At 41.8% G+C, this 15,682-nt stretch carries 15 protein-coding genes; all 15 read right to left on the bottom strand.

The annotated features are described in order from the left end of the window. Positions 1 to 469: 469 nt before the first annotated feature. Positions 470 to 2,290 (bottom strand): choice-of-anchor I family protein, encoded by a 1,821-nt coding sequence (locus CWC28_RS15210; protein ID WP_138625356.1) that lies wholly within the window; start codon positions 2,288 to 2,290, stop codon positions 470 to 472. 143 nt (positions 2,291 to 2,433) lie between these two features. Then, the gene (gene glmU, locus CWC28_RS15205; protein ID WP_138625355.1) at positions 2,434 to 3,792 is read right to left on the bottom strand and encodes a bifunctional UDP-N-acetylglucosamine diphosphorylase/glucosamine-1-phosphate N-acetyltransferase GlmU; all 1,359 of its coding nucleotides are present in this window, start codon (positions 3,790 to 3,792) and stop codon (positions 2,434 to 2,436) included. Between the two features lie 269 nt (positions 3,793 to 4,061). Next, positions 4,062 to 4,484, bottom strand: coding sequence for a F0F1 ATP synthase subunit epsilon (locus CWC28_RS15200; RefSeq protein ID WP_063701376.1), 423 nt, complete (start codon positions 4,482 to 4,484; stop codon positions 4,062 to 4,064). A gap of 13 nt (positions 4,485 to 4,497) precedes the next feature. Further along, the gene (gene atpD / locus CWC28_RS15195) at positions 4,498 to 5,883 is read right to left on the bottom strand and encodes a F0F1 ATP synthase subunit beta (RefSeq protein ID WP_063701380.1); all 1,386 of its coding nucleotides are present in this window, start codon (positions 5,881 to 5,883) and stop codon (positions 4,498 to 4,500) included. A gap of 32 nt (positions 5,884 to 5,915) precedes the next feature. Next, the gene (gene atpG, locus CWC28_RS15190; protein ID WP_063701383.1) at positions 5,916 to 6,776 is read right to left on the bottom strand and encodes a F0F1 ATP synthase subunit gamma; all 861 of its coding nucleotides are present in this window, start codon (positions 6,774 to 6,776) and stop codon (positions 5,916 to 5,918) included. A 59-nt stretch (positions 6,777 to 6,835) separates the two neighbouring features. Next, positions 6,836 to 8,377 carry a F0F1 ATP synthase subunit alpha gene (atpA, locus tag CWC28_RS15185; protein WP_063701386.1) on the bottom strand — a complete coding sequence of 514 codons (1,542 nt, stop codon included), beginning with the start codon at positions 8,375 to 8,377 and terminating at the stop codon, positions 6,836 to 6,838. A 14-nt stretch (positions 8,378 to 8,391) separates the two neighbouring features. Next, on the bottom strand, positions 8,392 to 8,925 hold the full coding sequence (gene atpH / locus CWC28_RS15180; RefSeq protein WP_063701389.1) for a F0F1 ATP synthase subunit delta: 534 nt from the start codon (positions 8,923 to 8,925) through the stop codon (positions 8,392 to 8,394). Positions 8,926 to 8,940: 15 nt separating this feature from the next. Beyond that, positions 8,941 to 9,411 carry a F0F1 ATP synthase subunit B gene (gene atpF / locus CWC28_RS15175; RefSeq protein ID WP_063701392.1) on the bottom strand — a complete coding sequence of 157 codons (471 nt, stop codon included), beginning with the start codon at positions 9,409 to 9,411 and terminating at the stop codon, positions 8,941 to 8,943. Between the two features lie 49 nt (positions 9,412 to 9,460). Further along, positions 9,461 to 9,694 carry a F0F1 ATP synthase subunit C gene (gene atpE, locus CWC28_RS15170; RefSeq protein ID WP_063701395.1) on the bottom strand — a complete coding sequence of 78 codons (234 nt, stop codon included), beginning with the start codon at positions 9,692 to 9,694 and terminating at the stop codon, positions 9,461 to 9,463. A 70-nt stretch (positions 9,695 to 9,764) separates the two neighbouring features. Beyond that, positions 9,765 to 10,607: a F0F1 ATP synthase subunit A gene (gene atpB / locus CWC28_RS15165; RefSeq protein ID WP_063701397.1), complete on the bottom strand. Its 843-nt coding sequence runs from the start codon at positions 10,605 to 10,607 to the stop codon at positions 9,765 to 9,767. Positions 10,608 to 10,622: 15 nt separating this feature from the next. Continuing rightward, the gene (locus CWC28_RS15160; protein WP_063701399.1) at positions 10,623 to 11,003 is read right to left on the bottom strand and encodes an ATP synthase subunit I; all 381 of its coding nucleotides are present in this window, start codon (positions 11,001 to 11,003) and stop codon (positions 10,623 to 10,625) included. A 158-nt stretch (positions 11,004 to 11,161) separates the two neighbouring features. Continuing rightward, positions 11,162 to 12,073, bottom strand: a complete 912-nt coding sequence (locus tag CWC28_RS15155) for a ParB/RepB/Spo0J family partition protein (protein WP_063701401.1) — start codon at positions 12,071 to 12,073, stop codon at positions 11,162 to 11,164. 20 nt (positions 12,074 to 12,093) lie between these two features. Then, the gene (locus CWC28_RS15150) at positions 12,094 to 12,879 is read right to left on the bottom strand and encodes a ParA family protein (RefSeq protein WP_063701404.1); all 786 of its coding nucleotides are present in this window, start codon (positions 12,877 to 12,879) and stop codon (positions 12,094 to 12,096) included. A gap of 13 nt (positions 12,880 to 12,892) precedes the next feature. Then, complete coding sequence (gene rsmG, locus CWC28_RS15145) at positions 12,893 to 13,513, bottom strand: 16S rRNA (guanine(527)-N(7))-methyltransferase RsmG (protein ID WP_063701407.1); 621 nt, start codon at positions 13,511 to 13,513, stop codon at positions 12,893 to 12,895. A 15-nt stretch (positions 13,514 to 13,528) separates the two neighbouring features. Beyond that, on the bottom strand, positions 13,529 to 15,418 hold the full coding sequence (mnmG, locus tag CWC28_RS15140) for a tRNA uridine-5-carboxymethylaminomethyl(34) synthesis enzyme MnmG (protein ID WP_105173826.1): 1,890 nt from the start codon (positions 15,416 to 15,418) through the stop codon (positions 13,529 to 13,531). Positions 15,419 to 15,682 lie beyond the last annotated feature (264 nt).

Below are 15,682 nucleotides of genomic sequence, written 5' to 3'. Positions count from 1 at the left end.
GAGACTCTAAATTTGTTTGCGCCACTTAGTAAACTAAGCTTCGCTGTTAGAACTCAATCTGTACGAGTGCCCACACAGATGATTGCTTTATATTGTTAAAGAACGTTGCGACGTTGTCGCTAGGGATGCGTATAATACATCCTTAAATTTTCGAGTCAACACTTAATTTTAAACTTTCTTTTTAGACCGTTTTAAACCGAAGTTTTACTTAACTCTCTGTCACCTTGTTCAGCGCTTTTCATTGCTGCCCGCCGTGTCAGTGGATGCGCATTATAGGGATGCGAAGAATTAACGCAAGCACTTTTTGAAGGTTTTTTTGATTATTTTCAAATTAGTACAATAACCATACAAATAAAGGGCTACAGAGGGATTTTAGCTTAAAAAGCAGTCATTTTTTGAGGATGAAATGGTGTAGAAAAAGCGACATGCTTTAAATTAGCTATGTCGCTTTTTAACTTTATGGGTGGGATTAGTTAGTAGAAATTTCCCAAACAGCGATTGAACCCGAAATTTCATTGCCAACAACTAGCAATGCTTCATTCGTTGCACTTTGCTCTGCAGGTATAAATGCCATACCTTCAGGAGCAAGATCACCTGTTATATCTGCATCGGCTTCTAAACCACGATTAAAAAAGTAGTCTTGGAATGTCACGTTGTATGGATTAGTGATATCAAACACCATGATGCCGCCCATACGCTCTAGACCAATAAATGCAAATGTACGCTCACCAATTGTACCCAGTGCTAATGCTTCTGGCTCTGCACCTTTGTCATCAGAGCGACTATCACCGGCATTTTCATCTTCGTTATTGTTAAATGCTGCTCCGTGGACTGAAGCGGTAATACGTGAGATTTGATCGCCTGAATCAAAAACCACCATGCCGTTACTATCCCAGATAGTAAAAGAGCGAGCGCCGTATGCATAGAGTGACTCGTATTCACCATCATTATCTTCATCACCTTTAACAGTGGTCACTTTTAAACGGCCAATATCATTATTGTCATTGTTAAGGTAATCAAAATTACTTGCTAGAGTTAAGTCTTTCGCTCTGGTCTCATCTATATATGATAAACAGCCGTCATCTTTATCGTAATCTAAACCACCTTTTGCTAAACAATCAGCTTCGTCGGTTGTGTTAAAGAAATATTCTCGTGCATCACCTTCATTGGCAGTAACAATGAAGTTTGCACCTTTCCAGGTAAAGCTTGAAATCGTATCAGGTTGATACATGCCATAGAGGCCTGGGTATGATTTAAAATTAACGCCACCGTCTTTATCTGATGCGTCAATCAATAAATTAGACCAATCTTTAAAACCTAACCCTTTAAGCTCTAGGCTATTGTCTTCAAGATTAACGATAGCAAGGGCGTTATTTTCTTGCAGTGTAACGTAGGCAAACTTATCGTCTTTAGAAACACTGATGTATTCAGGCTCTAAGTCCATAGCAACGGTTGTATTTATTAGCTTGCCGTTGATTGTACGGCCAGTCGGATTCGCAAACACAATTCCTAACTCTTTAAGTTCTGCTTGTTTATCGTTATAAGCAGTAAACGTTAAGCTAATAGCAGTATCTGCAATTACACCATTTGTGATGTTAATGATGCTAATTGAACCCTCAGGGTCAACACTGTAATCACCATTAGGTTCGCCTTCATTTGCAACCAATACTTTATTGCCGTCATGGCTAAACGTCACCATGTCGGGTAGGGCACCAACAGATACATTCTTAATAAATTGAGGCTGATCGCCACTAATATCATAAAATGCAATTAAACCTGCATCACCGGTGTTATCTGCAGCCATTGCTACCGCAAGAAGTTCATTATTAGCATCAATAGCGATGCTGTTTGCGTCGCCAGCACTGTTTTCATTCAGTGCAAGGGTGATCTCTGGTACTAAGTTAGTGCCGTTTATAACCCCTTCGTTATCTTTTACTAAAGCTGTACGGTCAAAACTATCTGCTTTAATAATATTAACGACCGCAGAATCACCTGAACTATTGATAGCAAAAATTCTTTTTTTAGATGCTTGATAAGCGACAATCTCTGCAGCACCTTCAGGGCTTTCTGCGTTCAGCACTGCGCGGCCAATAAGATTAATACTTAATGCAGCGTTTGCATCTGTACCGTTTGCTCCGTCAGTACCATTGGTTCCATCAGAACCATTAGTCCCGTCTAGCCCTGCAGGACCTTGTTCACCTTGTAAGCCGTCTTTGCCGTCGTCACCGTCTAATGAACAACCAGTAAGAATGGTTAAAAGTGATAGCGCAATAATTGATCTTTTTAACATTATTATTTTTCCTTCGTATTGTATTAACGCAATTACAACACGCAGGCATTACAACTATATGGCACTTTTATGAGAACAAACTGCAGCCACAAAAAAAGCGAGTATAAACTCGCTTTTTATTTATAAATTAGTAGGGTAGCTCACTACTTTTTAGTTGGGCGCTTCCAACCGGTTAGGTTACGCTGTTTACCACGAGCGACTGCAAGCTGTTCGTCTTCAACTGTATTAGTAATAACCGAACCTGCGCCAACTGTTGCCATTGCACCAATATTCACTGGGGCTACCAGTGATGAGTTAGAACCGATAAAGGCATTATCACCGATAATGGTTTTTGATTTATTTACGCCATCATAGTTACAAGTAATAGTACCAGCGCCAATATTAACTTTTTCGCCAACTTCAGTGTCACCTAAATAAGTAAGATGATTCGCTTTAGATCCTTTACCTAAGCGAGTCTTTTTCATTTCGACGAAGTTGCCAATGTGTGAGTCTTCTTCCATTATCGCGCCAGGACGAAGGCGAGCATATGGGCCTAAAGTACATTTAGCAGCAACACTGGCTTCTTCAACTAATGAGTTCGCTTTAATAATAACGTTATCGCCGATATTACAATCTTTAAGTACGCAGTTAGGGCCAATTTGAACATTATTGCCGATTGTTACTTTGCCTTCGAAGATAACATTAACGTCGATCAGTACATCTTCGCCAGTCGTTACTTCACCACGTACATCAATACGAGCAGGATCAGCAAGTGTTGCGCCGTTTAGCATTAGCTCTTCTGCTTGCCATGCTTGGTATGCACGTTCAAGCGCTGAAAGTTGTACGCGATTATTAGCACCTTCAACTTCCATTGGATGCTCAGGCTGAGCAGAGGTAATTTCAACTCCTTCACTATGTGCCATTGCAACTATATCTGTTAGGTAGTATTCACCTTGTGCGTTGTTGTTAGATAAGTTACCTAACCAACGTTTTAGTAATTCACCATTCGCAGCCATGATGCCGGTATTAATTTCTTTAATTGCAAGTTGCTCAGCAGAGGCATCTTTTTGTTCAATGATACCGACAAGCTTGCCATTTTCACGAAGCATACGGCCATAACCTGATGGGTCATCTAAGGTAACCGTTAATACTGCTAGGCCTTTTTTAGGTGTCACAGCAAGTAACTTTTCTAAAGTGGCACGTTTCGTTAGTGGCACATCACCATAGAGAATTAATACGGTGTCATCATCGGCAATGTGCTCTTTAGCAACAGCAACTGCATGACCGGTACCGAGTTGTTCTTCTTGTAATACCCAGTTTACTTGGTTGTGCGATAGGGCTGTTTGTAACTGTTCACGGCCATGGCCATAAACCAGGTTTGTTTCACGAGCGCCGAGAGCGGTAGCATTATCAATAACGTGCTGCACCATAGGTTTACCAGCAACTTTGTGTAATACCTTAGGGAGTGCAGAGCGCATACGGGTGCCTTTACCCGCAGCAAGAATAACGGTAGTCAGAGACATTAAAACAATATCCTTCTTTCTTTGTTTTAGTTGAGCGAAATGAATTAAGCGATAAACATGCAAAGTTGCGCAAGTCACGTCATGTGCAAATACTCAAACCTAGTTAATAGGAAAGAACTTCAGATGAAAGCTCAGTTCAGTTTCAATACACACATTGTAGCGGGGAATAGTGCAGGATATAAGTACAATAATCAGAATAGGGTGTTATGCAGTGAATTTCGGGCACAAAAAAGCCCACGTTAAGTGGGCTTTTTGAAAACCGAGTAGGCTTACTTTTTACGTAATTGTTGGATTACGCGAAGTTGAGCGATTGCTTCAGCAAGCTGCACAGCAGCTTGTTGATAATCTAACTCAGCAACTGACGTGTTCGACATTTGCTCTTCAGCATCACGTTTAGCTTTTTCAGCTGCTTGTTCATCTAGATCTTCACCACGAACTGCAGTGTCTGCAAGAATCGTAATGCGATTAGGTTGAACTTCTAGCGTACCGCCAGCAACATACATCACGTCTTCGTGACCAAATTGCTTAACTAAACGTACCATACCAGGTTTTAGGGCAGTTAATAATGGAGCGTGACCATAGTTAACACCTAGGTCACCTTCAGTACCACTTACTTGAATAGATTCTACCAGACCAGAGAATAAACTCTCTTCTGCGCTTACTACGTCAAGATGTACAGTCATAGCCGCCATACTACCCTCCTAATTACATGCTTTTGGCTTTTTCTTGAGCTTCTTCAATAGAGCCAACCATGTAGAACGCTTGCTCTGGCATATCATCAAACTCACCGTTTAAGATACCTTTGAAGCCAGCAATTGTGTCTTTAAGTGACACGTATTTACCCGGTGAACCTGTGAATACTTCAGCAACGAAGAACGGCTGAGATAGGAAACGCTGGATTTTACGTGCACGAGATACAACTTGCTTATCTTCATCAGAAAGCTCGTCCATACCTAGGATTGCGATGATGTCTTTAAGTTCTTTATAACGTTGAAGAACTGTTTGAACGCCACGCGCTGTATCGTAGTGCTCTTGACCGATTACTAATGGATCAAGTTGACGTGAAGATGAATCAAGTGGGTCTACCGCTGGGTAGATACCAAGTGAAGCGATATCACGTGAAAGTACTACTGTTGCATCTAAGTGAGCAAACGTTGTTGCTGGAGATGGGTCAGTTAAGTCATCCGCAGGTACGTATACCGCTTGGATTGAAGTGATTGAACCAGTCTTAGTAGATGCGATACGCTCTTGAAGTACACCCATTTCTTCAGCAAGAGTTGGTTGGTAACCTACTGCTGAAGGCATACGACCTAGAAGTGCTGATACTTCTGTACCCGCTAGAGTATAACGGTAGATGTTATCAACGAAGAAAAGAACGTCACGACCTTCGTCACGGAACTTCTCAGCCATAGTAAGACCTGTTAACGCTACGCGTAAACGGTTACCCGGTGGCTCATTCATCTGACCGTATACTAGAGATACTTTGTCTAGTACGTTTGAGTCGTTCATCTCATGGTAGAAATCGTTACCCTCACGAGTACGCTCACCAACACCTGCGAATACTGAGTAACCGCTGTGCTCGATTGCGATGTTACGGATAAGTTCCATCATGTTTACGGTTTTACCTACACCGGCACCACCGAATAGACCAACTTTACCACCTTTAGCGAATGGACATACAAGGTCGATTACCTTGATACCAGTCTCTAAAAGTTCTACTGAATTTGATTGATCTTCGTAAGAAGGTGCTTCACGGTGAATAGACATACGCTCTTCTTCACCAATTGGACCAGCTTCATCAATAGGGTTACCTAATACGTCCATGATACGACCTAGTGTCTTCGTACCTACTGGAACGTGGATTGGCTGACCTGTACCTTCTACTGCTGTACCACGACGTAAACCGTCAGTAGTACCAAGTGCGATACCACGTACCACACCGCCACCTAGCTGTTGTTGAACTTCTAAAGTTAAACCTGCTAAGTCGCCATCTGTTACTTTTAGTGCGTCATATACGGCTGGCACGTTGTCTTGTGGAAACTCGATGTCCACAACGGCGCCGATAATTTGGACGACCTTACCTAAACTCATGTCTATTCCTCTCATTAAACTTTGCCGAAGCGTTAAACTGCTGCCGAACCGCCAACAATCTCACTGATTTCTTGTGTGATTGCAGCTTGACGAGCCTTGTTATAAACAAGCTGTAACTCATCCATAAGGTCGCCTGCGTTATCAGTTGCAGCTTTCATTGCAACCATACGGGCAGCCTGTTCAGAGGCAGCGTTCTCAACTACACCTTGGTATACTTGAGACTCAATAAAGCGTACTAACAGAGCTTCTAAAATCGCTTCTGGGTTTGGCTCATATAAGTAATCCCAAGAATGTTGAGATACTTCTTCTTCAGCTTTTGGCAAAGGGAGTAACTGATCGATTGTTGGTTCTTGCTTCATAGTATTAACGAATTTGTTAAATACTACGTATAAGCGGTCAATTTTGCCTTCAGAATATGCATCAAGCATAATTTTTACAGGACCGATAACGTCTTGTACTGAAGGTGTATCTCCTAAGCTCGCTTTTTTAGCGAGTAACTTACCGCCGAAACGTTGGAAAAAGCCAGCTGCTTTGCTACCTAAAGTAGCGAACTCAGCTTCAACGCCTTTTTCTTTCCACGCTTTCACGTCTAGGGCAACTTTTTTGAACTCGTTAGAGTTCAAGCCACCACAAAGACCACGGTCAGTAGAGACAACAATATAACCAACTCGTTTTACTTCACGCTCAACTAAGAACGGGTGAGTAAAATCAAGATTTGCTTGAGCAACACGACCGATTACTTCGCGTAAGTTTTCAGCGTATGGACGGCTTGAAGCCACACGTTCTTGCGCCTTTTTCATTTTAGACGCAGCAACCATTTCCATTGCGCTGGTGATCTTTTGAGTATTCTTGATACTCCCGATCTTGCTTTTAATCTCTTTTCCGCTGGCCATGACTCTCTCTCCGAATCAGGTGGGCTTTAGTTGCCTAAAGCTCACCATTCATAACTAAATTACCAAGTTTGCGTCGACTTGAACTTCTCTAGAAGTTCTTTAAGTTGAGCTTCAATCTCAGCGTTGTAGTTACCAGTTTCATTGATTTGAGCCATTAGCTCTGCGTATGTGCTGTTTGCATAAGAAATTAAGCCAGCTTCAAAGTCACCGATTTTCGCGATTTCGATGTCTTTTAGGTAGCCTTTTTCAGCAGCAAATAGCGACAGAGACATTTCAGCAACAGACATTGGTGCGTACTGTTTCTGCTTCATTAGCTCTGTTACGCGCTCACCATGCTCTAATTGAGCACGTGTTGCATCGTCAAGGTCAGACGCGAACTGCGAGAACGCAGCTAATTCACGGTACTGAGCTAACGCTAGACGGATACCACCACCTAGTTTCTTAACGATTTTAGTTTGCGCTGCACCACCAACACGAGATACCGAGATACCAGCGTTAACAGCTGGACGGATACCTGAGTTGAATAAGTCAGTTTCTAAGAAGATCTGACCGTCGGTGATAGAGATAACGTTTGTCGGTACGAACGCAGAAACGTCGCCGCCTTGAGTTTCAATGATTGGCAATGCCGTCAATGAACCAGTTTTACCTTTCACTTCACCATTAGTGAACTTCTCAACGTAATCAGCGTTTACACGTGATGCACGCTCTAGAAGACGTGAGTGAAGGTAGAATACGTCACCTGGGTATGCTTCACGACCTGGTGGACGCTTAAGTAGTAATGAGATTTGACGGTAAGCAACAGCTTGCTTAGATAAATCATCATATACGATTAGCGCGTCTTCACCACGGTCACGGAAGTATTCACCCATAGTACAACCAGCGAATGGTGCTAGGTACTGAAGTGCCGCAGATTCAGAAGCAGATGCAACAACAACGATTGTGTTTTCAAGTGCACCGTGCTCTTCTAATTTACGTACTACGTTAGCGATTGTAGATGCTTTTTGACCAACTGCAACGTACACACACTTAACGCCTGTACCTTTTTGGTTGATGATTGCATCGATTGCTAATGCAGTTTTACCAGTTTGGCGGTCACCGATAACAAGCTCACGCTGACCACGACCTACTGGGATCATCGCATCGATAGATTTATAACCAGTTTGAACTGGCTCATCTACTGATTGACGTTCGATAACGCCTGGTGCGATTTTTTCTACTGGCTCATAACCATCGTTAGCTAAAGCGCCTTTACCGTCGATAGGAGCACCTAGTGTGTTAACAACACGACCAAGTAGACCACGACCAACAGGAACCTCTAGGATACGACCAGTTGATTGTACTTTTACGCCTTCTTTAAGGTCTGCGTAAGGACCCATTACTACAGCACCTACTGAGTCACGCTCAAGGTTTAGTGCGATAGCGAAACGGTTGCCTGGAAGCTCAATCATCTCACCTTGCATACAGTCAGCAAGACCGTGGATGCGGATGATACCGTCAGTAACAGATACGATAGTACCTTCGTTACGAGCTTCACTTACAACTTCGAACTGCTCAATACGTTGTTTGATCAGATCTGAAATTTCAGTGGAATTAAGTTGCATGCTCTTCTTCCCAATTACGATTGTAGTGTAGTAGCTAGGCGGTTTAATTTACCGCGTACAGTGCCGTCGATTACAGTGTCACCAGCCTTGATTACAAGACCACCAACAATAGTTTCGTCAACACTACAATTCAGCTTAACTTTGCGTGCGAAACGTTTTTCTAATGCCGCTACCAGAGATGCTTGCTGCTCAGCAGTAAGCGTTGTTGCAGAAACTACATCTACGTCGATTAATTTGTCGTAGTCCGCTTTAAATTCAGCGAATAGTTCAGCAACAGCTGGTAGTGCCGTTAAACGTCCATTTTCAGCCATCACTTTTACTAAGTTCTGACCATTTTCGTTGAGTTGCTCTGCACAAACAGAAATAATAATTTCTGATTGCTTTTCAGCAGAGGCACTTCCTGAAAGAAACTGAGCGATTTGCTCGTTCTTTGCCACTTCACCAGCAAAAAACAACATTTCGTTCCAGCTTTCAACAGTACCTTTATCAACGGCAAATTCAAAAGCCGCTTTAGCGTATGGGCGAGCGATTGTAGTCAATTCAGACATGCTCATACCCTCCTATTAAAGCTCAGCGACGAGTTTTTCAACGATGTCACTATGTGCGGCTTCATTGATTTCGCGCTCTAAGATCTTCTCGGCACCGATAACCGCTAATGAAGCAACTTGCTTACGCAATTCTTCTTTAACACGGTTACGCTCAGCTTCGATTTCAGAATGACCTTGAGCAATAATTTTTTCACGCTCTTCGTGACCACGAGTAGTCTCTTCATCAACGATTTGCGTGGCACGCTTTTTAGCTTGCTCGATGATATCAGCAGCTTGTGATTTAGCTTCTTTAAGCTCTTCAGTTGCTTTTTTACGAGCAAGCTCAAGATCTTTTTCAGCTTTATCAGATGCAGCTAAACCATCTTCAATTTTTTTCTGGCGAGCTTCAATAGCACCGTTTAGTGGTGGCCACACGAACTTCATGCAGAACCATACAAAAACAATAAATGCTATTAATTCGCCGAGTAGAGTAAGGTTTAAACTCACAACCACTCCTCCTTAGTCAATTGTTGATCGCGTAAAAGTATTTTCAATATTAAAGTGCGAACAACATGTATAGACCGATACCTACACCGATCATCGCGATAGCATCGATAAGACCCGCTACGATGAACATTTTAACTTGAAGTTGTGGTGCAAGCTCAGGTTGACGAGCCGCTGACTCTAGGAATTTACCACCAAGGTTACCGAAACCGATCGCAGTACCTAAAGCACCAAAACCAATTAGTAAAGCAACAGCGATATATTTAAGGCCGATTACAAGTTCCATTATTGTCTCCAATATAATTTTAAATGATTAAAGTTAAAGTAAAAAAATCTTTATTGAACAAGCGCTACGATTAGTGATCAGTAGATGCCATGCTCAGGTATACAATTGTTAGCATCATAAAGATAAATGCTTGCAATACGATTACGAGAATGTGGAATACAGCCCATACGAAGTGCAGTGGTAATTGGAATAAACCAATTGCGCCGATCAGGATGAAGATAAGCTCACCTGCGTATAAGTTACCAAATAAACGTAGTGCCAATGAAATTGGCTTAGCAAACAAGGTTACTAATTCTAGTAACAAGTTTACTGGAATGAATAAAGCTTGAACTACTGGGTTCTTAGCGCTAAATGGTTGTAATGTAAGTTCTTTTACAAAACCCATTACGCCTTTCACACGAATCGAGTAGAAGATGATTAACGCAAACACACCTAAGCCTAACGCCATTGTTAAGTTAAGGTCAGTGGTTGGTACTACTTTCATGTAAGTGTGTGATTGACCGCTAGAGATTACATCCCAAGACTCACCATTGATCAGCGATGCTGCAATTGGTAAGAAGTCTACTGGAATTAAATCCATTAAGTTCATTAAGAAAACCCATACAAAAATCGTAAGGGCAAGCGGGGCAATTAGTTTGCTTCGACCGTGAAAGGTGTCTTTCACGTTTTGATCAACGAATTCAACGATCATTTCGACAAAGCATTGAAGTTTACCAGGAACACCAATCGTTGCTTTATTCGCAGCACGTTTGAAAATCCATAGGAAAACCAATCCTAAACCGATTGACCATGCAAGGGTATCGACATTAAGTACCATCCACCAATTGTTAGGGTCGTCGGTTAGACGCACCTGACCGTTGGTAAGGTGGTGCTTGATGTAACCCGTAAGAGTTAGCTCTTCACCTGCAGCCATGTTATATCCCAAAAGTTAATGTTTAAAAAAAACCGGTGCAAACAATCCAAAAAACATCACAAGTATAAAGCAGCTGAAAAAAGGTAGATGAACTACCGGAAAAAGCTTAAATACCAGTACAAACAAAACGATTGTAAGCAAAAATTTTAGTCCTTTGCCGCGTTTAAACGAAGCAAACACTTGTTTTACCTTACTTGCACCCATATAACGGAATGCATAGAGGGTAAAAACCAGATTAGGGAGTACTGCGACAACTCCGCCAGCAAGCGCTGACTGACCGGCGTTGGCTCCCCAACCTATAAAAACAATTACTGCAGCTATGAGCGCTACGATACCCTGAAGACAAATTAATCTGAATGCGGCAAGCCTATATGGCTTTGCTAACCTATTAGTCACGTTTTGTTAACCTTTAGAACTATCGTTGTCAGGGTATGAAAACTGGCGAAATTATACTGATTCCTACCAGTTTTGCAACTTGAGTTGAGCCTTTGTAGTGCAAAATCACCACAAATGTCTCTTTTTGGACATGTTATTAATTAATGACGGGAATAGTCTTAATTTATACGGCTTAAAATGCCATCTAACTCATCTAGACTTGTATACGAAATAACCAGCTTGCCTTTACCTTTTTTATTGTAGTTAATTTCGACTTTTGCGCCCAAATTTTCAGCGAGCTTTTGCTCTAACTGTTTGACATCTGGGTCTTTTTCTTGCTGTTCCTTTTTAGGCGCTGGTTCTAAAATAGAACGCACTAACTTTTCGGTTTCACGAACGGTTAAAGCTTTAGCAACTGCGAAACGTGCAGCGTCTGACTGCGCTTCACCTTCAAGTGCTAATAAACAGCGTGCATGGCCCATTTCAATGTCGCCATGCTCTAACAAAATTTTAACATCTTCGTTAAGATTATTCAGACGTAGTAAATTAGTCACAGTGGTACGAGATTTACCTACGGCCTCGGCAACTTGTTGGTGAGTTAATTCAAATTCGTTGAGTAAGCGATTCAGTGCAATCGCTTCTTCCATCGCATTTAGGTCTTCACGTTGAATATTTTCAATTAGCGCGATAGCAACTGCCGCTTCATCAGGCACATCTTTGATAATACACGGCACAGTGTCTAATTTGGCTAATTGAGCAGCACGCCAACGACGTTCACCCGCGATGATTTCATATTTGTCTGCACCAATTTGGCGCACAACAATCGGCTGAATGATACCTTGGGCACGAATTGAGCTCGCTAATTCTTCTAGCGCTTCTTCTGACATGTCTTTACGCGGTTGATATTTACCCGATTGTAAAAACTCAATCGCTAACTTTTGCAGCTCACCTTTACTTTGCTCGGCAACCACATCAGAGACTTGCTCAGTTGCTGCGGTTGCTTGTTGCTGATTATTTGCACTAGGGGCAGGTTTTGATGAACTTAATAAAGCGTCGAGTCCTCGGCCTAAACCGCGTTTTTTAGCAGACATGTTATTTTTTTACCTCGAAGTTAGGCTACTGCTGAAGATGTTTTCTCTTTTCTACGTAACATTTCACCGGCTAGGGCTAAGTATGCTTTAGCACCACTAGATGCACGGTCATAATACATGGCAGGGGCACCAAAACTCGGCGCTTCTGCTAAACGGACATTACGTGGGATAACGGTACGATAAACTTTATCGCCAAAATGTTGTTTAAGTTGTTCAGATACATCATTTGCAAGGCGATTGCGCGGATCATACATGGTGCGCAAAATCCCTTCAATTGTTAACGCTGGATTTACTAACTTAGAAAGTTGCGTAATGGTATCCATTAATGCGGTTAAACCTTCAAGGGCATAATACTCACATTGCATCGGAACTAAAATTGAATCAGCTGCAGCCATCGCATTCACAGTCAACATGTTCAGTGAAGGCGGGCAGTCGATAAAAATGAAGTCGTATTGGTCTTGAATTTTTTCTAGCGCATTACGTAAACGCACTTCGCGAGCAAACAATTCCATTAGCTTTACTTCAGCGGCAGTCACATCGCCATTAGCAGCAATTAAGTGATACTCACCTGAGGTCTCTTTATTGATCACCTCTTCGATAGGGGTTTCTTCAATCAATAAATCGTAAATAGTCGCAACATCACCGTATTTATCGACACCGCTACCCATGGTCGCGTTTCCTTGCGGATCAAGATCGATTAATAACACTTTACGCTTCGTCGCGGCCATCGATGCCGCGAGATTCACAGCGGTGGTTGTTTTACCAACACCACCTTTTTGGTTTGCTAATGCGATGACTTTTGCCACAGTGCTCTGATCCCTAGTCTTTAGATAGAATGATTAGATGTCTTTGCGCATCTAACTCAGGTACTTCCAAGCTGATTTTTTCGTCAAACTTAATACCTTTAGGTAATGAGTCTAGTTCTTCGCTCGGAAATACGCCTTTTAAAGCGATAAATTTACCTGAATGATCAATCAAGTGCGCACACCAGTCAACCATATCTTGTAAAGAGGCGAATGCACGACTTAATACACCATCTAATTTAACACTTGGTTGATATTCTTCAACTCTAGACTGCACTGGGGTTACATTTTCAAGGCCAAGTGCATGTTTTACTTGCATCAAAAAGCGCACACGTTTACCTAAACTATCTAACAAAATAAATTGCGTGTCAGGTAAAGCAATGGCTAATACGATACCCGGTAAACCAGGACCTGTACCAACATCAATGTAATGTTTGCCTTTAAGGTGAGGTGCAACAACTAAGCTATCCATAATATGCTTAATCATCATTTCTTCAGGTAAACGAACAGAGGTTAAATTATACGCTTTGTTCCACTTGTCTAATAATTCAACATATTGCACAAGCTGTTGTTGCTGTTTTTCTGTTAGCGCAATATCAGTTTGCGCTAACAGTGACGTTAATTGTTGTTGTAACACTGTATTCCTTACCAACTACGCTGTTTTGCGTAGTAAGCCTTGCTTTTTCAGATAGACTAATAATAGCGAAATAGCAGCAGGGGTGATACCTGAAATACGCGACGCTTGGCCAATTGTGTCTGGACGACTATCCGTAAGCTTAGCTACAACTTCATTTGATAAACCAGAAACAGTTGAATAATCAAAGTCTTTTGGTAAAACAGTTTGCTCATGACGCAGTTGTTTATTGATCTCGTCTTGTTGACGGGCAATATAACCTGCGTACTTAGTGTGGATCTCAACTTGCTCAAGTGCAGCTTGATTATCAAACTCTGAACCTAAGCCATCAATTGCCATTAAGTCGTTATAACGAATTTCAGGACGACGGATCAGATCTTCAAGGCTTGCCTCACGCGTCAATGGGGTCTTAAGTAACGCATTTACTTGTTCTACAGCAACATGATCTTTATGGATCCACGTTTCTTTTAAGCGTTGCGTTTCTTTTTCGATGATTTCCATTTTTTCGTTAAATGCAGCCCAACGAGCATCATCAACTAAGCCTAGTTCACGGCCTTTAGCAGTTAAACGGATGTCGGCATTATCTTCACGAAGTAATAAACGGTATTCAGCACGGCTAGTAAACATACGGTACGGTTCTTTAGTACCTAATGTTGCTAGGTCGTCAATGAGTACACCTGTGTATGCTTCATCACGGCGTGGTGTCCAAGATTCTTTACCTTGTACTTGAAGTGCTGCGTTCATACCCGCAATTAGACCTTGCGCGCCCGCTTCTTCGTAACCAGTTGTACCATTGATTTGACCCGCAAAGAATAAACCGTCAATAAATTTGGTTTCTAATGATTGCTTTAAGTCGCGTGGATCAAAGAAGTCATATTCAATCGCATAACCAGGGCGACAAATATGTGCATTTTCAAAACCAGTGATTGATTGCACAATTTCTAGTTGTACATCAAACGGTAAACTCGTTGAGATACCATTTGGATATAGTTCGTATGATGTTAAGCCTTCTGGCTCAACAAAGATTTGATGTTTGTCTTTATCAGCAAAACGTACAATCTTATCTTCAATTGAAGGGCAGTAACGTGGACCAATCCCTTCGATAACACCCGAGTACATAGGTGAGCGATGCAGGTTATTGCGGATCACATCATGTGTTTTTTCATTTGTATAAGTGATGTAACACGGGATCTGCTGTGGGTGATCCGATTGTTTACCCATAAACGAGAATACTGGAGTAGGGGTATCACCTGGCTGTTCTTGCATCTTGCTAAAATCAACAGTACGCGCATCAATACGAGGTGGCGTGCCTGTTTTTAAGCGATCAACACGGAACGGTAATTCACGTAAACGCTGTGCTAGAGCAATTGAAGGTGGATCGCCAGCACGACCGCCTTTGTAATTCTCTAAACCAATATGGATCTGGCCGCCTAAGAAAGTACCGACTGTAAGTACAACTGAAGGCGCGCTAAAACGAAGACCCATTTGGGTTACAACACCCATTACACGATCACCTTCAACAATCAGATCATCACATGATTGTTGGAAGATCTTTAAATTCTCTTGATGTTGTAATGTATGTTGGATAGCTGCTTTATACAAAGCACGGTCTGCTTGTGCACGTGTAGCACGTACAGCAGGGCCTTTAGATGAGTTTAAAGTACGAAATTGAATACCGCCTTTATCGATAGCCTGAGCCATAGCACCACCAAGTGCATCGATCTCTTTAACTAAATGGCCTTTACCAATACCGCCAATTGCCGGGTTACAAGACATTTGACCAAGGGTATCCATATTATGAGTTAGCAATAGGGTATTCATGCCCATGCGAGCAGATGCTAATGCAGCTTCAGTACCTGCATGTCCACCACCTACAACAATAACATCAAAACGTTCGTGAAAAATCATTTATGGGATCCTACTTAATCGACCAGCAAAACTTTGTAAAGGGAGCGTATTCTACCTAGAAATTTAGAGAAGATAAATGATTAAACAGTGCTCAAGATCTAAGTGGGTGATCTCTAATAATATAAAGGATCTTTTAAAGAGATCTTTTGTTGTTTTTACTATTAGTACTCAGCAGATCTGTTGATAATGTCTGCTTTGCTATTTAAAACATGATCTTAAAGCAGATCTAAAGGTGTTAATATGATCGGATCTTCCCGCGTACAA

Origin of the sequence: Pseudoalteromonas sp. S4492 (assembly GCF_005886115.1) — a bacterium.
GTDB classification, from domain to species: domain Bacteria; phylum Pseudomonadota; class Gammaproteobacteria; order Enterobacterales; family Alteromonadaceae; genus Pseudoalteromonas; species Pseudoalteromonas gelatinilytica.
The sequence above is the reverse complement of the archived record's forward strand: the minus strand, read 5'-3'. Positions and strand labels throughout refer to the sequence as shown.